Below are 18,234 nucleotides of genomic sequence, written 5' to 3'. Positions count from 1 at the left end.
AATTTATGCAAACTCGTTTAAATTGAGCAGTCCCAACTTTCAATTTGAACAGTCCGCAAACAGAAAAGAGGCTGGCATGTCTGATATCTCCCCCAAGATCAACTCCGAGCGCCTGAAACGCCTCTTCGACAGCATCAACAAATTCGGACTCAATGTTGAAACCGGCGGCTATAATCGCATCGGCTTTTCGGACGCGGATCTGTCCGTGCGCAAGTGGTTTACCGAACAGATGAAAGGTGATGGCCTTGCGGTCCATAGCGATGCTGCGGGTAATCTGTTTGGTCGATTGGGGGATGCGGACAAGCCCTGCGTCATGGCGGGCTCTCATCTGGACACAGTGCCTGAAGGCGGTGCCTTTGACGGCGCGCTAGGCGTAGCTGTGGCGCTCGAATGCGCCCGCAGCATCAAGGATGCCGGAATAGAGCCGACGGTGCCGCTTGTCGTGGTGGCCACTTCAGAAGAAGAAGGCCGGTTCGGCGGCATGCTCGGGTCTCAGACGATCAGCGGACAGCTGCCCGCCGGTTGGGTCGAGGCAGCAACCGATGCCGAAGGGGTCAAGCTCACTGAAGCGATGACGGTTCAGGGCTATGCCCCCGAAGCTCTCGAAGAAGCGGCTTGGAACAAAGACAGCATTCGCGCCTTTCTGGAGCTGCATATCGAGCAAGGCCCCGTGCTTGAAAGCGAAAATCTTTCAGTCGGCATCGTAGAAGGCATCTCTGGCGTTCTGGTGCTTGGCGTCAATCTGAAGGGCGAAGCCAATCACTCCGGCACAACGCCGATGCATTTGCGCGCCGATGCCTTCACCGGCCTAGCAACCATTGGAGCGGCCATCCCCGGAGTGATTGATCGATTGGGAGGGGAGCAGTCGCGGATCACCATCGGCAAGGTCGACATCAAACCGAACTTTCCTCATACGATTCCCGGTGAGGCAGATTTCACGATTATCATTCGCGATACCTCTGCAGACATTATGGCAAACTTGCGCAAGGCCATTGAAACGGTCGTGGAAACTGTCGCAGAGCGCAACCACCTTTCCTTCACCATCAAGGAACGCAGCTATCTACCGCCGCAAGAGCTGAATGAGAACATCCGCGAGGCTTTTGTGGCAGAGGCCAAAAAACGGACACTTTCCTATACTGTCATGCCGTCTGGCGCGGGCCATGATGCGCAGACCATGCAGGCATTTTGTCCTTCCGGCTTGATTTTCGTACCCAGTCGCAATGGCATCAGCCACGCGCCGCAAGAATGGACAGAATGGGCGGATATTGAAAATGGTGCACAATTGATGCTCGACATGATCGTCCGCCTCATAACCAAGAAGGATTAGCATATGTGCCAATTCTGCGACTATACCATCCACGCGGCACATCATCATTTTGGCTGGGATAATTCCATTGAGCCGGTAGCGCGTATCATGCCGGGTCAGACGGCTGAATTCACCTGCATTGACGCATCGGCCGGACAGATCATCCGCTCCAGCACGGTTGATGATCTGATGGCACGCGATGCCTCCAAGGTCAATCCGGTGACGGGACCGGTCTATATTGAAGGCGCAGAAGCTGGCGACATACTGAAGGTAAAGATCGAACAGTTCGTCCCTTCAGGCTTTGGTTGGACGGCCAACATCCCCGGTTTTGGTCTATTGGCGGATCAGTTCACCGAACCAGCCCTGCATATCTGGAACTATGACGCCGAAGGTCTGACCCCTGCCCTTTATGCGCCCAATGCACGCGTTCCGCTCAAGCCTTTCGCAGGCACCATGGGCAATGCGCCAGCGGCCAGCGGCCGCCACGACATCATCCCGCCGCGTCGGGTTGGCGGCAATCTGGACATCAAGGATCTGAGTGCAGGCAGCGTGTTGTATCTGCCGGTCGAAGTGAAAGGTGCGCTCTTCTCGGTTGGTGATACGCATGCTGCACAAGGCGATGGTGAAGTGTGTGGCACAGCCATTGAAAGCCCGATGAATATCGTTCTGACCTTCGACCTCATAAAGCAGTCACCACTCAAGATGCCACGTTTCACCACTCCGGGTCCTGTGAGCAATCACCTCGACAGCAAAGGCTATGAAGTCACCACCGGGGTTGGCCCTGACCTGATGAGTGGCGCCAGAGATGCTGTTGCTGGTATGATCGATCTGATTACAGCCGAGCATGGCATGTCTGCGGTGGACGCTTATATGCTATGCTCGGTTTGTGGCGATCTGCGCGTCAGCGAAGTGGTGGACGCCCCCAACTGGGTGGTATCCTTCTACTTCCCGCGCGTGGTTTTTGACTGACACGGACGATCAGGCTTGCGGGCCGAGATCATCGTTGTCCGCATCCTTGGTCAGATATTGTTCGGCCTCATCAACCGGCTGCTTGGTAAAGCCTACGATCCCCTCGGTTGTTGGCTCGAAGTCGCGCTGTATCTCAACGTGACTGCCAACATAGGCGGTGATCAGCTCTGAAAGCGAACGCAAGGCATGCATATGGATGCGCTCATAGCCGTGGGACGCATCGACACCAAAGGTAATCAGCGCAGTGCGCACATCTGCCCCCGCCTCTATGGCACTGGCCGAATCCGAACGGTAATATTTGAAGATATCCTTCTGGTAGCGAATATCATTTTCCTTGCAGAGGCTGACCAGCTTGCGATTGAGATGATAATCAAACGGGCCGGTCTGATCTGCCATGGCGATAGTCACGCCAAATTCGGAAGAGTTCTGCCCCGGCGCAGAGGTGCCATTGTCTACAGAGATCATGGAAGCGACTTCCGGCGTCAGAACCGACGATGCCCCCACCCCGACTTCCTCGGCGATGGTGAAAAGGAAATGGATATCGACCGGTGTCACCTGATGGGCCTCCTGCATGGCCTTGAGCGCAGTGAGCGCCACAGCCACACCGGCCTTGTTGTCCAGATGTCGCGATACGATGAAACCGTTGTCGATGAATTCGGTCTGCGGATCAATGGCGACGATATCGCCAACCTCGATACCGAGGCGCTCGAAATCCTCGAAATTGCGCGCCAAAGCATCGACACGCAGCTCCACATAATCCCAGCCGATTGGAGCCGTGTCGACTTCTTCATTGAAAGTGTGCCCCGAAGCCTTGAGTGGCAAGATTGTGCCGCGATAGGCCCCTTCTTCGGAGAAAATGGTCGCCCGAGCCCCTTCGGCAAACCGCGCCGACCAGTGACCAACCGGCACAAGCGCCAGTCGGCCATTTTCCTTGAGAGCCTTGACCTGTGCTCCCAATGTGTCCAGATGCGTGACGATGGCCCGGGCCCCCTTGCGGCGTGATCCCTGCCTTATGGCACAAATCGCACCGCGTCGGGTAAGAGAGGCCTCAAGCCCCAGTTCCTTCAACTCGCTCGTCACAAAGCGGACAATCGAGTCGGTGTAGCCAGTAGGGCTGGGGATGGACAGAAGCTTATCAAGGGTTTTCTGCAGATATTCCGTGTCTATCGCCAGCATTGTCATCACTCACGCTCTTTCCATTGCTCAAACCTTCGGTCAGGTTGAGTTTGTTTCTCGATTCTGAAGCTCCTGTCGCGCAGATGCAGGCATGGACCTTGGGAAAAGAAGATCGACAAACCGCTCTGCCGTGGGCTGAGGCTCATGGTTGGCAAGGCCTGGCCGCTCATTGGCTTCGATGAATACATAATCCGGTTGTCTGTGATCTTTGACCATAAAGTCAATACCCGTTACGGGGATATCAATGGCTTTGGCCGCCTGAATGGCAGCATAGACGAGCTGCGGATGCACTTCTTCGGTCACATCGACAATCGTGCCGCCGGTGTGCAAATTGGCGGTTTTACGCACCATTAGCTCCACACCAGCCTCGGGAATGGCATCCATTTCGTAGCCTGCCAAAGCGACGCAGCGTTCCGTTTCCGCATCCTTGGGAATAACGCTCTCTCCACCGGTGGCAGCAGAGCGTCTACGGCTTTGCTTTTCAATCAGCTGTTCAACGGTGCTGCGTCCATCGCCGATCACGCGAGCGGGCAGACGCAAGGCTGCGGCAACGAGCTTGTCGTTGATAATGACCAGTCGCAGATCATGGCCCTGATAGCATTCTTCCAGAAGAACATCCTCACAGACCTGAGCGGCTCTCTCTATGGCTTCGCGCACTTCTGCAGGCTTGGTCAGGCCGACGGAAATGCCTTTGCCCTGCTCGCCTCTTGCCGGTTTGACCACCAGCTGCTCATGCTTTTCCAAAAAGGCCTTTAGAGCTTCATCATCACTATATTCAAGCTGTTCGGGCACGCGCACACCAGCGGCTTCCACCACATTGCGTGTCATGCGCTTGTCGTCACAAATGGACATCGCCACAGCGCTGGTCAAATCGGTCAGGGATTCGCGACAGCGGACAGAGCGCCCGCCGTGGCTGAGACGGAAAAAACCATTGGCAGCGTCGTTGACTTCCACATGGATTCCACGGCGCAGCGCCTCATTGACGATGATCTTCGCATAAGGGTTGAGCTCGGTTTCCGTCTGTTCGCCAACGAACAGCTTTTCGTTGATCTCGTTCTTGCGCTTGACCGCAAAGACATTGACCCTGCGAAACCCCAATTTCTCATATAGGGCAATCGCCTGCTCATTATTGTGGAGCACCGAGAGATCCATATAGGAAGCACCGCGTGCCTTGAATTGTTCGGCCAGGCGACGCACGAGAGATTCACCCAATCCGGAATGCGGAGCACTCGGCGAGACAGCCAGACACCAGAGCGATGACCCTTTATCGGGATCATCGAAGGCCTTGGCGTGATCAACGCCCATGACAGACCCCAGTATTTCGCCCGTTTGTGCATCTTCAGCCACCAACATAGTTACCGTTCCGGCATCCCTGTGGGACCAAAAGAATTCTGGAGGCACCGTAACCATTCCACGCTCGGCAAGAATGGTATTGATCGCATCAGCATCGGCTTGCGTGGAGAGGCGACGAATATGAAACGTCGTTTTGCGTTGCCGTGCTGGCCGATACACAGAAAGATCCAGCCGATAGGTGTGGGATGGGTCGAGGAAATATTCCTGCGGAGCCTGCGCCAGTACCACATGCGGATCGCGAACGTAAAATGCGATATCGCGCTGATCCGGCCGCTCCTTACGCATCTCGTTTATCAGATCCTCAGGGGTTTCAAACGTGTTGCCGAAGATCAGACGCCCCCAGCCGCAATCCAGAGCGACATTCTGATGCGTGAGCTTGTGGGATGAGTAGAGTGTACTCATCCCTTCCTGCCTGATACGGCGCAGTCGGTGCTGCCCCAATGGTTTGGACTTTTCACGATCAGTAGACATGGCCCTAATCCTCCAGTGCCTGCAACCACATTTCCAGAAGCGCAACCTGCCACAGCTCGGACCCACGCAGCGGTGTGATATGATCCGATGGTGCGGCGAACAATGTATCCAGATAAGACTGCTGGAAGATGCCACGATCCTTAGCCGCCTGCGAAGTCAGAGCATCTTTGACCATTTCCAGATACGGCCCTTCGATATATTTGAGCGCCGGAACAGGGAAATAGCCCTTGGGCCGGTCAATCACCGCTGAAGGAATGACTTTTCGCGCGGCTTCCTTGAGTACGCCCTTGCCACCATGGGCAAGCTTGTGACGGCTTGGCATGCGGCCAGCCAGCTCGACCACTTCATGATCAAGGAAAGGCACACGCGCCTCAAGCCCCCAGGCCATGGTCATGTTGTCCACGCGCTTGACCGGATCGTCCACCAGCATCACGTTGGTATCAAGGCGCAGGGCCTTGTCGACCGGATCAGGCGCGCCCGGACGAGAGAAATGCTCGGCGACAAAGGCCAGGCTGGCATTGTGATCGGCCAGATAGTCCGGATTGAGATGGCTCGCCATGGCTTTCTGGTTCCGGTCAAAGAAGGAAAGTGCATAGCTTTCTACCGGACTGGAGGTCGCCTGCAGCGGTGGATACCAGTGATAGCCGCCAAAGACTTCGTCTGCCCCCTGCCCGGACTGCACGACCTTGATCGATTTGGCGACTTCGCGGCTCAACAGATAGAAGCCGATATTGTCATAGGAAACCATCGGTTCGGACATCGCCTTGATGGCGCCAGGCAGATTTTCCATCATCTCGCTGGAGGGGATGTGGATCTTGTGGTGGTTGGTACCATAATGCTTGGCGATCAGGTCCGAATATTCAAATTCGTTGCCCTTTTCGTTATTGGCATCTTCAAAGCCAATCGAATAGGTGGAAAGGCCCGTCTGCCCCTGTTCGGCCAACAGGCCAACGATCATGGAGCTGTCCACGCCACCCGAAAGCAGCACACCAACCGGCACGTCACATACCATGCGACGCTGAACCGAGGTGCGCAGGCCATCGAGCAACAGGTCACACCATTCTTCTTCGCTGCGCTCTTCATCTTCCTGAGAGCGTTCAAAGGTAGGCACCCAATATTGTTTCTCACAGGAAGTGCCATCAGCCTCGACAATGCGAATGGTTGCAGCGGGCAGCTTACGCACACCTTCCAGAATGGTGCGCGGCGCCGGCACGACAGCATGCCATGTCATATAGTGGTGAAGCGCCACTCGGTCGATCGAACGGTCCACATCGCCACCAGCCAGAATAGACTGCAGCGAAGAGGCAAAGCGCAGATGCCTGTCGCTTTCGTTTAGATAGAGCGGTTTGATGCCAAAGCGGTCGCGCACCAGAATGGTTCGCCCGCTCAGCTCTTCATGGATTACAAAGGCAAACATGCCCTGAAGGCGCGGAATAGCGTCCTCGCCCCACTCGGCCCATGCCTTGAGAATGACCTCGGTATCGCCAGAGGATTTGAATGTGTGCCCCTTGCCTTCCAGCTCGGACCGCAACTCTGGGTAATTATAGATACAGCCATTGAAGACCATCGCAAGGCCGGTTGACTGATCAACAAACGGCTGCGCCGATGCATCGGACAGGTCGATGATTTTCAATCGTCGATGGCCCATGCCCATGTTGTTTCTGAAAAAAGTCCCTGATGCGTCTGGCCCTCTTGAGGCCAGGCGGTCTGTCATCGACTCGATTTTTTCAACATTAGGACTGGATCCATCGAATCTGACTTCGCCGCAAATACCACACATAAGCTCTATCATTCTCCTTCTGATTGTTTGACTAGTAATTATTAGTACACTAATCTTTAATATACAACAGTTTGGACAAAATTTGGTTCCATCAAAAAATAGATAGTAAAAATGACGCCGAATGAAGAAATGCGTGTCGTGCTCCAATCCATCCGCACGATCGCCAGAGCCCTTGATATCCATTCCCGCTTCTTGAACAAGAAAAGCGGGCTGACCCTGCCCCAACTCATCATTCTGCGCTGTGTGCGCGATTTGGGAGACCCCACAGGGAGTGCCATATCGAAACAGGTCGATCTGTCACCGCCGACCGTACTGGGTATTCTTGACAAACTGGCCGCAAAAGGGCTTATCGAGCGTATTCGGCCCGCAAACAATCGCCGCGTGGTGATCTCAACCCTAACCGATGCAGGAAAAGCCCTTCTGGAGCAGGCGCCTTCGCCGCTGGGGGACACATTTGCAAGGCATTATTTCGATCTACCCGACACTGAGCGCGAACGGATCATGACGACCCTGCTGCATGTCGCCGAACTGACCAAAGACGATGGGTTCGAGCAGAAAGCCAAGCTGGTCGATACCACCAAAGGGCATGAGAATCTGCACGCCTGAGAGCCCATCTCGCCTACAGAGCCCAAAAGAAGGCTCTCATATGTGGTCATAAAAAGAGGGGCAGGATCTGCAAAGACCCGCCCCGAGTTTAACCAGCCCTTATCGAACCAGTCCGTGTTTTTCTATTCTATCAGGCCTCAAAAGCTGGGATGATCTTCTCGCCATATTCAGCGATGATCTGTTCTTCCTTACCGTTGTCCAGGTAGATATTGAACTGGGTGACGCCCGCGTCCTTCAAAACACCAAGCTTGGCGATATGTTGCTCGGCAGCGCCCAGAACACTGAAGCCCTCAATAATTTCATCAGTAATGAAATCAAGATACGGATTATCGCTCTGGCCATGCTTAGAATAGTCATAGCCCTTTCGGTCCTTGATATAGGCGGTGAGCGCTTCGGGGATATCGTCCCGCTCTGTGCCGTATTTCTCAACGATGTCAGCCACATGGTTGCCCACCATGGCAGGGAACCAGCGGGTTGCGGCGATGCATTCTTCCTTCGTGCCGAAATAGGCTGGCGCGGCGGACATGACCTTGAAGTTGGACATGTCGCGGCCAGCTTTTTCGCCCTCTGCGATGGCCGTGCTTGCCAGCCATTTGACAATGCTTGGCTCGGCGATCTGCAGGATGAGACCATCCCCAACCCGTCCGGCGGAGCTTAACGCTTTTGGACCATAGGCAGCCACCCAGATTGGCAGTTCATAACCCTCAGCCCAAGGAAATTTGACCGGCTCGGGGCATTCGCCATATTGCGCTTCGTCACCGCGCACCAAGGCCTTGACCACATGGGTGAATTCTTCCAGACGCTTCAGCGGTGCGGGCTTGAGCCCCATGACACGCACTGCGCTATCGCCTCGGCCAAGGCCAATGTCGAACCGGCCTTCCGACTGCTTGGCAAGAGAGCCAAACATCGAAGCAGCAAGCGACCAGTCACGGGTGTTCGGATTGGTCACGCATGGACCGAAGCGCATTTTGGTCGTGTGCTCCATGCACATGGCCATCGCCATGTAGCTTTCGCGCCAAAGGATGTGGCTATCGTAAAACCAGCAATAGGTAAAGCCGGCGTTCTCGGCCTGTCGCACAAGGGCGCGGGCACGCTTGGGCTCGACGAAGCCTTTAAAGCAAATACCGAATTCCATCTCTCTCTCCTGTCCTTGTTCTTCAAGTCTTTTCAAAGGTCGGTTTGGTGATTGTTCTGTTTATCAGTGAGCCGGGGCCTGAATCTTCACACCGGCATGGGTGAAGGGCACCTGCTTGGAAATATTGATGCGAATGAGAATGGGCGTGATCGCCTCGATGCAGCGAGCAGCTTCAGCGTCGCCAGCATTGTAAGCGACGACACCGAGCGTCTCGACCAGCGCCATGACCTTCTTGCGGGCGGGAAGCGAATTGCCACACACAAGAATATCGCAGTTGATATCCCATTCGAGGGTCTTCAGCGTGGTTGCGGACACATTGTGCAAGGCCCCGACGACGGGAATATCCGGGCCAAGCAGCGCTTGGGCTGCTTCTGTCGCCGAGCCTTCGGGCGGCATCTCGACCTTTTTCGGGTCGCCCTCTTTCAGAGGCACGACGATATCGACAAGGATCTTGCCTTCCAGATGCGGCTTGAGCGCTGCCAGCGTGGCGTTGTGGCCAGCAAAGGGCACCGCGAGAATGACCAACTCATCAGCCATCATAACGGCTTCCTCGTTCGCAACACCCGTAATTGGAGCGGCGGCGGCGTCCAACTGCGCGCGCAGGGCAACGCCGATTTCCGCGGCACGCGTGGCATCACGCGAGCCCAGAGCCACTGGCACACCGGCGCGCGCAAATCTCAAGGCAAGCCCCTGCCCTTGCGGCCCTGTGCCGCCAATGATTGCGATCGTCATCTGAACATATCCTCTTGTTTTCCTCTCAACAGATCCTCGGCCTTGCTCCGGGACGGGCTCCAGTCGAGCCCACGGAACAAAACGAGGGGTGTTTTTGCAGCCTTCTTGACCACGAGACCGGAGGCAGCTGCCAGCTCATCAGCAAAGGCCGCCTCAGTCACTTTCATTGTGCGGCCCCATGCATCTTCGTTGCCCTGCTCACGCAAGGTGGCAGGCACACCAGCCAGCCCTATGGCCACATTGACCTGCGCGATGCGCCAAGGCCTACCAAAGGTGTCTGTCATCACCACACCAATGCGACAGCCGAAGCGAGCTTCCAGCGCGTCCCGCATGGCAACCACGCTCGCGTCGGGGTCCGGCGGCAGCGTCATGGCGGCATCCGTTTCGGCAATGTTGGATTCATCGACGGCAGCATTAGCGGAAATGAAGCCCAGCCTGTGGCGGCAAATCATGGTGCCTTCACTCTGACCGGGGTGGCGGAAGGCACGCACAACTTCGGCGCTTTCCCGCAGCACGATTTCCACCTTGCGCGGGTCCTTGCCCAGCTCTTCGGCGTAACGCAATGCTTCGGGCGATGGCGTAATGGTCGAAAGCGGATAGATACAGCCTTCAGCTTTGGAAAAGATCTTTTGCGCTACGCAAAGAATGTCTCCTTCAACGGGCATATGTCCGCTTGCCACAAGGCAATCGCCGACAATCGCCGCCAGATCGTCGCCCTCGACAATATCGGGCACATTGGGGATGGCAGTGATGCAAAGAGAAGACGCCATGCTATCGCTCATGCTTCCTCCCTGTTCATGATACCTATCGTCCGGTTGTCATCGAGATAATCCAGATCGGCCAGCGTATCGATATCCCGCCGCAGGCTCTTGAGCGGTAATATGACAGGCATAAGCCCACGGTCCGCAGCCAGACTGAAATGTCGTGTGAATGACTCTGGTCCGAAGGCAAAAGGCATGGGGCTTGGCAGGGTTACGACCAACGCATTTGTCCCCAAATCCTGCGACGGACAGAGGGCTATCGTCCCCTCGTCTACCGGATATGAAAGCAGCCGCATAATGTCTGAAGCCGATGGGTCGGCTAGATCACCGGGAAGAATGCACAGGCGCTTATAGCCGCGCCAACTGGCCTTTGCCGCAGCTTCTTCCACCGCAGCGACCAGACCGGCTCCAGCCTCTTCCGCCAGATAGATGATCCCGAGGTCAGCGGCGATGTCTTCGATAGTCTTGCTGCTCGAGACGACCGCGATGTCAATGACCTTGTGAGGATTGCCAGCCTTTTTGATGCTTTGGACGGCCCCCATGACTTGCGCCACAACACCCTTGAACAAAGCCAGAGCCAAAGCCGAGCGCTCCCTATCGCTCAACACAGTTTTGAGGCGTGACTTGGCTTGCGTGGGTGCCTTCATGGGAATGAGAACCAGCGTTCTTTCGCTCATGCCGCCGCTCCATTCTGCCCTTGAGCTCTGGCGAGGTCGACAATCTCCGAGGCGAGCCGCATCTTGTCAGACATATCCTTCATCATGATGTCCGAGCAGTGAGGCGCGATGGAAAGGTCCAAGATCTCTGCGGACAGAGCCACATCCTGATGATCAATCAGCAAGATATCGGCAAGCCCCTGATAGCGGGTGGCCACACCAACAGCGTCTGCGCGCATCCCCAGAGCGCTCATCATTCTGTCAGCAGGTCCCTTGACCACCTTTCCGGCAATTAGCGGACTGACAGCGATGGACGGCACTGCACGCTTTTTCAAGGCCTCGCGAATGCCCTTGATGGCAAGGATCGGTTCGATGCTGACCAGCGGGTTTGAGGGTGCAATGACCAGCAGTTCTGCGCTCGCAATGGCTTCCAGAGCTTCAAGTGTTGCGCTCGCCTCTTCGATACCAGCAAATTCCAGCGCCTTGACAGCGGGGGCGCATTTTTCCTTGACGAAATATTCCTGGAAACTGAGCCAACCCTGTTCCGTCTTGACCCGCGTTTGAACCACATCGTTGGTTGGCAGCAGGATTTTGGATTTGACGCCGAAGGCCTTGGCCACATCGGCGGCGATATCGCTCGGCCTATCCCCCTTCATTCTGCGCATGGTGCGGTAGATATGCAGGCCGAAATCCCTGTCCCCCAACATCATCCATGTATCTTCGCCCAAGCTTGTCAGAGTCTCTAGCGCGCGTGTGCCTTCGTCCGCCAGCCCCCAGCCCTGCTGACGGTTGATCCTGCCCGAGAGGGTATAGGTCATGGTGTCGATATCCGGTGATACCCACAGACCGTGAAACGCCTCATCATCAGCCACGTTGCCGATGATAGTGAGATCGACGTCCTCCAGCGAAGCAAAGCCTTCGGCCATCTTCGCCCCGCCGACCCCGCCGGCCAGCAGGGTAACCTTTAGCTTCTGTTTCTCGCTCATTCGGCCGCCTCCAGACCCGAAGAGGCATCTGGGAACATCTTGAGGAAGTCGAGAGGATCTTTGTCACCCCGCTCGATCAGCGGTGCGAGCGGTTGCGGGTCATGATCGTCGTAAATATCCAGAATACGATAATCGCTTGAGCGGCGCGCTGGCGTGCGCCCCGACGCTCGTACGATCTGCGTCAGCTCATAGGCGGTGATCTCTTGCCCATGATCAGCGCCTGCGGCGCGTGAGATGCTCTCTTCCATCAAGGTGCCGCCCATGTCATTGGCGCCGCGGTTGAGCATGGCCATGGCATGGTCTGGTCCCAATTTGGTCCAGGACACCTGAATATTGTCAATGAACCCATGCAGCATGATGCGGGAAACCGCATGCATCTTGTCGATTTCGTCCGTGCTCGGCCCCATGCGCACCTTGCCCGGATTTTCGGAATAGAGAGCGGTGCCCACATGCTGATAGGACAGCGGCACAAATTCGGTAAAGCCGCCGGTATCTTTCTGGATGGATCGCAGCAGATCGATATGTGCAGCCCAATGCTCCGGCGCGTCGATATGGCCATACATGATGGTGGCAGTTGTCTTGATGCCAACCTCATGAGCGGTGCGGATGATCTCGACCCATTTCTCCGTGCTGAGCTTGTCCTTGGTCAGCTGTTTGCGGATCTCGGTATCAAGAATTTCAGCGGCCGTGCCCGGCATGGTGCCCAGACCGGCATCTTTAAGCCCTTGCAGAAACTCTCGGTAAGGCTTGCGGCTTTTCGATGCGCCATACCAGACTTCAAAGGGCGAGAAAGCATGAAGATGCATATCCGGGAGCTCGGCCTTGATGGCGCGGCAGAGCTCTTCATAATAGGTGCCGGGAAGCTTGGGGTGGAGCCCACCCTGAATGCAGACTTCGGTCGCGCCACGGTCCCAGGCCTCATGGCAGCGGCGTAGCACCTCTTCCACCGAGTGCCATTGGGCATCTTCTTCGTCGGCGCGTTTGGCAAAGTTGCAGAACTTGCACCCCATGTAGCAGACATTGGTGAAATTGATGTTCCGGTTGACGGCAAAGGTCACCAGATCACCATTGGCTTTTTGGCGCAACAGATCCGCGGTGTGATAGATCGCCTGCTTGTCGGCATGCCCATTTGCCTTGAACAGCGTGACAGCCTCCATTTGCGTAATCTCACGCCCTTCCAATGCCTTATCAAGAACATCTCTGACGGGATGGGAGATAGCAGACGCATCAATCTCAATATCATTCTCAATATAATTTACTATTTCATTGGTCATGATCTTATTCTCCCTGCATCAGGTGTCGTTGTTCTTGAGCCAGACCGTCGCGTGCAGCCATTGCAGCGACGCGGTCTTGCAGTTGAGGGCTTAAAAATGCGGAGCCCCGTTTCAAATAGTCGGGATAAATGGGAAGGCGTTCCTTGAGCGCAAAGCCAGCGCTTTTGCAGCTCTCGGCCAAGACATCGATTTGCGGCCAGACATGCTGGGGATTGATGAAATCGATCGTCACGGGTGAGATGCCACCCCAGTCGTTGATACCTGCATCGAGATAGGCGATGTGGCGGGCGCTAAGATTTGGTGGCGCCTGCAAGCTGATATCGGGCGACAGAATGAGCCGAGCGGCAGCGATGGTTCTGAGCATATCCTCAAGGCTGGGTTCCTTATGGTGCGCCATGGCGATATCTGGTTTGGTCTGGAAATTCTGGATAATGACTTCCTGAATGTGACCGTGGCGCTTGTGACTCTCATTGATGGCGTGGAGTGCCTCTATGCGCTCTTCCCATGTTTCGCCGATACCGATGAGCAAGCCGGTGGTAAAGGGCACCTTGCGTTCCCCTGCCCTCTCCAGCGTACGCAGACGCTGCAAGGGCACTTTGTCCGGACAGGCATAATGCGCCTCGCCCTTTTGCGTCAGACGGCGGGAGATGGTTTCGAGCATCATGCCCATGGAAGCGGAAACCGGGCGCAGCTTTTCCAATTCTTCATCGCTGAGCGTGCCCGCATTGACGTGGGGCAGCATGGTGGTTTCTTCCAGCACCAGCGCGCACATGTCCGCCAGATAGTCGGTCATGCTGTCATAGCCCAGCAGAGAGAGTGCAGCCCTTGCGCGCTCATAGCGCAATTCGGGCTTTTCTCCCAAGCTGAAGAGCAATTCCTTGCAGCCTTGCGCCTCACCTTTGCGTGCCGTTGCCAGCACCTGTTCGGGCGACATGATATTGGCGTCGGGATGGTCGGGATGCTTGACAAAGGTGCAGTAGGCGCAGGTATCCCGGCACATGTTGGTGAGCGGAACAAAAGCCTTGCGCGAATAGGTCACGGTGCGGCCCCAACGCGCCTCACGAATGACACAGGCTCGCGCCATCAGGCTTTCCAGATCGGCCTTTTGCAGATATCGCGCTTCATCATAAAGCTCACGGGTTCCCGTTGAGAGGGCCCCATAAACCTCATGAGATCGACTGTTGCGTTCACTCTGTACCAGCATCTTGTCGCACATGCCCTTTTTGAAAAATCAAACTGTTTCGAACAATCTCCTGACAGGGTTACCAGCCCTGAAATTGAGACAAAGCGGTCCTGTTCGCACAAATCCGGTCCAGATGCCCCGGAAAGCCTGCGCGGTATCAGATGTCTTTTATTGTTCGGTGCCTTTGGGGCTCACTCTCTCCGCATCCGAGACAAACCCGGATGCGGATCAAGTCAGACCACTTTATTGCTGAGCTGGCTTACTTCAGAGCCAGATCAGTAATCTTGTGGGTCCAGGCGCCTTCTGGTGCCTTGGAGATAACCGGAGCAGAACCACCGCTCATCAGGGTCTTGACGGTGCGCTCATAGTCGGCCGGATCAAGAGCGCCGTTGGAGCCTGCGGTCAGCTTGGCAACTTCGGCCATCATACGCTTCTGGTGCTTTTCGGTCTGGGCACCTGTTTCGTCATATTCCAGAACGATATCGGCCGCTTCATCGGGATTGGATTCTGCCCATTTCCAGCCTTTCATGGAGGCTTTCACGAAGCGGGCCAGTTTGTCGACTTCGGCATCGTCAGCCAGCTTATCTTCGAGCACATAGAGACCGTCTTCCAGCGTTGCAACGCCCTGATCTTCATACTTGAAAGTGATCAGTTCATCTTCAGAGATGCCAGCATCAATCACCTGCCAATATTCGTTGTAGGTCATGGTGGAGATACAGGAAGCCTGTTTCTGGAGCAGAGGATCGACGTTGAAGCCCTGCTTGAGGACGGTTACGCCATCATCACCGCCTTCGGTGGGAATGCCCAGAATACTCATCCAGCTGAGGAATGGATATTCGTTGCCGAAGAACCAGACACCAAGGGTTTTGCCCGGGAAGTCTTCAGGGGTTTTAACGCCGCTTTCCTTAAGGCAAGTCAGCATCATGCCGGAGGATTTGTAAGGCTGAGCGATGTTCACCAGCGGCAGGCCCTTTTCGCGAGCAGCCAGAGCGGATGGCATCCAGTCAACCACGACATCAGCACCGCCACCAGCAAGGATCTGCGTGGGAGCAATATCCGGACCGCCCGGCTTGATGGTGACATTGAGGTCTTCTTCTTCATAGAAGCCCTTTTCCAGCGCAACATAATAGCCGGCAAACTGGGCCTGGGTCACCCATTTGAGCTGAAGGGTAAAGTCATCTGCCGCGTTGGCTCCGGTGGCTGCAAAGATCGAGGCAGCTGCACATGCGCCAATCGCAAAAGTCTTGAAAGTGTCTCTCATCTTCTATTCCCTTTGGTGTTCCATTAAGGATTTTGGTTAAGGTGTTGCTTTTCTTAGGTTATTAAATGGGGTCTTTTAGCCCCTTTGAGAGGGATGCCAGAAGGTCACCCCTTTTTCGATTGCGGCCACAGCTCCGTAGAAAAGAGAGCCAGCGATGGCCGCAACCGTAATTTCTGCCCAGACCATATCGAGCCCGAGCTTGCCGACTTCGGTTGAGATACGAAATCCCATACCGACAATCGGAGAGCCAAAGAATTCAGCCACAATCGCGCCGATGAGCGCCGAGGTCGTCGAAATTTTCAGACCATTGAAAATGAATGGCATCGCCGCTGGCAGGCGCAGTTTGAGCAATGTATCGGCGTAACTCGCCGCATAGGTCTTCATGAGGTCGCGCTGCATGCTGTCTGTATCCGAGAGCCCCTGCACGCAGTTGACCAGCATGGGGAAGAAGACCATCACCACGACCACGGCTGCCTTGGAATGCCAGTCAAAGCCGAACCACATGACAAGGATTGGCGCAATACCAACAATGGGCAACGCGGCCACGAAGTTGCCAACCGGCAGCAGGCCAAGCTGCAAGAAAGGCACACGGTCGATCAGGATCGCTGTCAGGAAGGCCGCTCCGCAGCCCATGATATAACCGGTCAGCGCACCCTTGACGAAGGTCTGCACGAAATCCAGCCAAAGAATGTCGGTGGATGCGGCAAAGCGCGTGGCGATGGCCGATGGCGGCGGCAGGATGACCGACGGGATGTCTAGTCCACGAGCCAGCAGTTCCCACGCCACGATGATAGTGACGCCGAAAATAAAGGGCACCAGAAACCGCACCAGAAGCGTGTTATGGGCCGAGGATCGGGACAGCTTCACATTGATCCAGGAAGCCACGATCCAGATGACAATTGCAGCGAACACCAGGGTCATCGCACCATCCCCATTTTCTTCAGAACAGATTTCTCAGCCAATCCGACGAGCGCCACAAGGCCGGCTGCCAGCAGAGCTGCGGCGAACAGTGCTGCCCACATCTGGATGGTCTGGCCATAATAGGACCCTGTCAAAAGACGTGCACCCAGTCCGCGGATCGCACCGGTTGGCAATTCACCCACGATGGTACCGACCAGCGAGGCCGCTATACCCACCTTCATGGAGGTGAAAAGATAAGGCACTGAAGACGGCAGGCGCAGCTTGTAGAAGGCGTCGCTCTTGGAGGCATTGTAAGTCTTGAGCAAATCCATCTGCATATGATCGGGCGCGCGCAAGCCTTTCACCATGCCCACCAGCACGGGGAAGAAGCTCAAATAGGCCGAGATAATCGCCTTGGGGATCAAGCCCTGAATGCCGACCGAGTTGAGCACGACGATGATCATCGGTGCGATGGCCAGAATGGGCACGGTCTGGGAGGCAATGGCCCATGGCATGACGCTCATATCCATGGCGCGGATATAGATGATGCCAACCGAAAGCGCGATGCCCAGCAACGTGCCAGTGATAAAGCCCAGCAGGGTTGCCTCGAGCGTGATCCAGCCATGAAAAATAAGAGACCGCTTGGAGGTGATCTTCTTGCCAACCGTGGTTTTCCAGAGCTCGGTCATCACCTGATGCGGCGCTGGCAGAACCGGACGCTCCTGCGCCCAGGTGTCTTTGACCAGCTCCGAGAAAGAGATCTCGACCTTTGCGCGGGCGGCCTGATCATAGGCCCATTTGGCGTTCATCTTCACTGCGGCGGCATACCAGATCGCTACGATGACCAGAACGACAGTGAAAACAGCAAACAGCTTACGCATCATTCGCTCCATCGCCATGACCGGCTCTCAGGCCCTCGCGCACGCGATGGGCAATGTCGATGAATTCCTGACTGTCACGGATGGAAAGCGGGCGGTCCTTGGGAAGCGTGCTCTCGATGACATCCGTGATACGGCCCGGACGTGGGCTCATGACAACAATCTTGGTAGAAAGATAAACAGCCTCTGGAATGGAATGGGTCACAAAGCCGATGGTCTTGCCCGTGCTCGACCAGAGCTTGAGAAGCTGTTCGTTGAGATGGTCTCGTACGATCTCGTCCAATGCCCCGAAGGGTTCATCCATCAGCAGGATATCAGCATCGAATGACAGTGCGCGCGCAATGGAGGCGCGCTGCTGCATGCCGCCGGAAAGCTGCCATGGGAACTTGTTGCCAAAGCCTTCCAGATCCACCAGCTTGAGCACCCTTTCGACCCGCTCATTCTGCTCGGCTCTGGTGAAGCCCATGATCTCAAGGGGCAATTTGATGTTGCGCGCAATCGTGCGCCATGGGTAGAGGCCAGCGGCCTGAAACACATAGCCGTAGGCGCGGTCTTTTCGCGCCAGTTCGGGCGTCGTACCATTCACCGTCAGCTCGCCGGAGGTGGGATTTTCCAAAGCAGCGATGGCACGCAAAAAGGTTGTCTTGCCACAGCCGGACGGGCCAATGAAACTGACAAAATCGCCCTTGTCTATTTGTAAATTGACATCCTTGAGCGCATGGACCGGCCCATCATTGGTCTGAAAGGTCAGACAGAGGTCTTTGGCTGAGACCACATGGAAGTCGGAGTGCATCATCGTTGCTTGTT

At 55.7% G+C, this 18,234-nt stretch carries 17 protein-coding genes; 3 read left to right on the top strand and 14 right to left on the bottom strand.

The window, feature by feature from the left end; translation table 11 throughout:
- The first annotated feature begins 76 nt into the window (after positions 1-76).
- Both BM258_RS02715 and BM258_RS02710 read left to right on the top strand, forming a co-directional pair.
- A complete protein-coding gene (locus BM258_RS02715) occupies positions 77-1,327 on the top strand; it encodes a Zn-dependent hydrolase (RefSeq protein WP_090068568.1) in 1,251 nt (416 codons plus the stop codon).
- A 3-nt stretch (positions 1,328-1,330) separates the two neighbouring features.
- Positions 1,331-2,275 carry an acetamidase/formamidase family protein gene (locus BM258_RS02710; protein ID WP_090068566.1) on the top strand — a complete coding sequence of 315 codons (945 nt, stop codon included), beginning with the start codon at positions 1,331-1,333 and terminating at the stop codon, positions 2,273-2,275.
- A 9-nt stretch (positions 2,276-2,284) separates the two neighbouring features.
- On the opposite strand, the gene BM258_RS02705 is transcribed toward BM258_RS02710, so the two are convergent.
- Genes BM258_RS02705 through BM258_RS02695 form a run of 3 tightly spaced genes read right to left on the bottom strand, consistent with a single transcriptional unit; the run spans position 2,285 to position 7,055 of the window.
- Positions 2,285-3,457 carry an osmoprotectant NAGGN system M42 family peptidase gene (locus BM258_RS02705; RefSeq protein ID WP_090068564.1) on the bottom strand — a complete coding sequence of 391 codons (1,173 nt, stop codon included), beginning with the start codon at positions 3,455-3,457 and terminating at the stop codon, positions 2,285-2,287.
- A gap of 33 nt (positions 3,458-3,490) precedes the next feature.
- On the bottom strand, positions 3,491-5,275 hold the full coding sequence (gene ngg / locus BM258_RS02700; RefSeq protein ID WP_090068562.1) for an N-acetylglutaminylglutamine synthetase: 1,785 nt from the start codon (positions 5,273-5,275) through the stop codon (positions 3,491-3,493).
- A 4-nt stretch (positions 5,276-5,279) separates the two neighbouring features.
- Positions 5,280-7,055, bottom strand: a complete 1,776-nt coding sequence (locus tag BM258_RS02695; protein WP_090068560.1) for an N-acetylglutaminylglutamine amidotransferase — start codon at positions 7,053-7,055, stop codon at positions 5,280-5,282.
- 111 nt (positions 7,056-7,166) lie between these two features.
- On the opposite strand from BM258_RS02695, the gene BM258_RS02690 reads away from it, so the two are divergent.
- Positions 7,167-7,661 carry a MarR family winged helix-turn-helix transcriptional regulator gene (locus tag BM258_RS02690; RefSeq protein ID WP_090068558.1) on the top strand — a complete coding sequence of 165 codons (495 nt, stop codon included), beginning with the start codon at positions 7,167-7,169 and terminating at the stop codon, positions 7,659-7,661.
- 130 nt (positions 7,662-7,791) lie between these two features.
- Here the strand turns inward: BM258_RS02690 and BM258_RS02685 are convergent, their stop codons facing one another.
- The 11 genes from BM258_RS02685 to BM258_RS02635 form a co-directional block, all read right to left on the bottom strand.
- The gene (locus BM258_RS02685) at positions 7,792-8,796 is read right to left on the bottom strand and encodes a TIGR03842 family LLM class F420-dependent oxidoreductase (protein WP_090068556.1); all 1,005 of its coding nucleotides are present in this window, start codon (positions 8,794-8,796) and stop codon (positions 7,792-7,794) included.
- Positions 8,797-8,859: 63 nt separating this feature from the next.
- Positions 8,860-9,528 carry an NADPH-dependent F420 reductase gene (npdG, locus tag BM258_RS02680; RefSeq protein WP_090068554.1) on the bottom strand — a complete coding sequence of 223 codons (669 nt, stop codon included), beginning with the start codon at positions 9,526-9,528 and terminating at the stop codon, positions 8,860-8,862.
- A complete protein-coding gene (gene cofE, locus BM258_RS02675) occupies positions 9,525-10,310 on the bottom strand; it encodes a coenzyme F420-0:L-glutamate ligase (protein WP_210186628.1) in 786 nt (261 codons plus the stop codon). The genes npdG and cofE overlap by 4 nt, the downstream gene beginning before the upstream one ends.
- Entirely contained in the window at positions 10,307-10,966 is a 660-nt protein-coding gene (gene cofC, locus BM258_RS02670) for a 2-phospho-L-lactate guanylyltransferase (RefSeq protein WP_090068552.1), read from the bottom strand. Before cofC ends, cofE begins: the two co-directional genes overlap by 4 nt.
- Positions 10,963-11,931: a 2-phospho-L-lactate transferase gene (gene cofD, locus BM258_RS02665; RefSeq protein WP_090068550.1), complete on the bottom strand. Its 969-nt coding sequence runs from the start codon at positions 11,929-11,931 to the stop codon at positions 10,963-10,965. The genes cofC and cofD overlap by 4 nt, the downstream gene beginning before the upstream one ends.
- Entirely contained in the window at positions 11,928-13,205 is a 1,278-nt protein-coding gene (cofH, locus tag BM258_RS02660) for a 5-amino-6-(D-ribitylamino)uracil--L-tyrosine 4-hydroxyphenyl transferase CofH (RefSeq protein ID WP_090068548.1), read from the bottom strand. The genes cofD and cofH overlap by 4 nt, the downstream gene beginning before the upstream one ends.
- A gap of 4 nt (positions 13,206-13,209) precedes the next feature.
- Positions 13,210-14,409, bottom strand: coding sequence for a 7,8-didemethyl-8-hydroxy-5-deazariboflavin synthase CofG (gene cofG / locus BM258_RS02655; protein WP_175527888.1), 1,200 nt, complete (start codon positions 14,407-14,409; stop codon positions 13,210-13,212).
- Positions 14,410-14,647: 238 nt separating this feature from the next.
- Complete coding sequence (locus tag BM258_RS02650; protein WP_090068546.1) at positions 14,648-15,649, bottom strand: ABC transporter substrate-binding protein; 1,002 nt, start codon at positions 15,647-15,649, stop codon at positions 14,648-14,650.
- Between the two features lie 75 nt (positions 15,650-15,724).
- Positions 15,725-16,570 carry an ABC transporter permease gene (locus BM258_RS02645; protein WP_090068544.1) on the bottom strand — a complete coding sequence of 282 codons (846 nt, stop codon included), beginning with the start codon at positions 16,568-16,570 and terminating at the stop codon, positions 15,725-15,727.
- A complete protein-coding gene (locus BM258_RS02640; RefSeq protein ID WP_210186627.1) occupies positions 16,567-17,448 on the bottom strand; it encodes an ABC transporter permease in 882 nt (293 codons plus the stop codon). Before BM258_RS02640 ends, BM258_RS02645 begins: the two co-directional genes overlap by 4 nt.
- Positions 17,423-18,223 (bottom strand): ABC transporter ATP-binding protein, encoded by an 801-nt coding sequence (locus BM258_RS02635; RefSeq protein ID WP_090068543.1) that lies wholly within the window; start codon positions 18,221-18,223, stop codon positions 17,423-17,425. Before BM258_RS02635 ends, BM258_RS02640 begins: the two co-directional genes overlap by 26 nt.
- Positions 18,224-18,234 lie beyond the last annotated feature (11 nt).

The organism is Cohaesibacter marisflavi (assembly GCF_900115225.1).
In the GTDB taxonomy this organism is placed as follows: domain Bacteria; phylum Pseudomonadota; class Alphaproteobacteria; order Rhizobiales; family Cohaesibacteraceae; genus Cohaesibacter; species Cohaesibacter marisflavi.
The sequence above is the reverse complement of the archived record's forward strand: the minus strand, read 5'-3'. Positions and strand labels throughout refer to the sequence as shown.

Bases quoted from the DNA above. Each gene is read 5' to 3' on its own strand.
- BM258_RS02715 (WP_090068568.1), top strand. From the start codon at position 77: ATGTCTGATATCTCCCCCAAGATCAACTCCGAGCGCCTGAAACGCCTC.
- BM258_RS02705 (WP_090068564.1), bottom strand. From the start codon at position 3,457: ATGACAATGCTGGCGATAGACACGGAATATCTGCAGAAAACCCTTGAT.
- BM258_RS02645 (WP_090068544.1), bottom strand. From the start codon at position 16,570: ATGACCCTGGTGTTCGCTGCAATTGTCATCTGGATCGTGGCTTCCTGG.
- cofG (WP_175527888.1), bottom strand. From the start codon at position 14,409: ATGCTGGTACAGAGTGAACGCAACAGTCGATCTCATGAGGTTTATGGG.
- BM258_RS02685 (WP_090068556.1), bottom strand. From the start codon at position 8,796: ATGGAATTCGGTATTTGCTTTAAAGGCTTCGTCGAGCCCAAGCGTGCC.
- BM258_RS02690 (WP_090068558.1), top strand. From the start codon at position 7,167: ATGACGCCGAATGAAGAAATGCGTGTCGTGCTCCAATCCATCCGCACG.
- BM258_RS02640 (WP_210186627.1), bottom strand. From the start codon at position 17,448: ATGGCGATGGAGCGAATGATGCGTAAGCTGTTTGCTGTTTTCACTGTC.
- cofH (WP_090068548.1), bottom strand. From the start codon at position 13,205: ATGACCAATGAAATAGTAAATTATATTGAGAATGATATTGAGATTGAT.
- BM258_RS02650 (WP_090068546.1), bottom strand. From the start codon at position 15,649: ATGAGAGACACTTTCAAGACTTTTGCGATTGGCGCATGTGCAGCTGCC.
- npdG (WP_090068554.1), bottom strand. From the start codon at position 9,528: ATGACGATCGCAATCATTGGCGGCACAGGGCCGCAAGGGCAGGGGCTT.
- ngg (WP_090068562.1), bottom strand. From the start codon at position 5,275: ATGTCTACTGATCGTGAAAAGTCCAAACCATTGGGGCAGCACCGACTG.
- cofE (WP_210186628.1), bottom strand. From the start codon at position 10,310: ATGAGCGATAGCATGGCGTCTTCTCTTTGCATCACTGCCATCCCCAAT.
- cofC (WP_090068552.1), bottom strand. From the start codon at position 10,966: ATGAGCGAAAGAACGCTGGTTCTCATTCCCATGAAGGCACCCACGCAA.
- BM258_RS02635 (WP_090068543.1), bottom strand. From the start codon at position 18,223: ATGATGCACTCCGACTTCCATGTGGTCTCAGCCAAAGACCTCTGTCTG.
- BM258_RS02695 (WP_090068560.1), bottom strand. From the start codon at position 7,055: ATGTGTGGTATTTGCGGCGAAGTCAGATTCGATGGATCCAGTCCTAAT.
- cofD (WP_090068550.1), bottom strand. From the start codon at position 11,931: ATGAGCGAGAAACAGAAGCTAAAGGTTACCCTGCTGGCCGGCGGGGTC.
- BM258_RS02710 (WP_090068566.1), top strand. From the start codon at position 1,331: ATGTGCCAATTCTGCGACTATACCATCCACGCGGCACATCATCATTTT.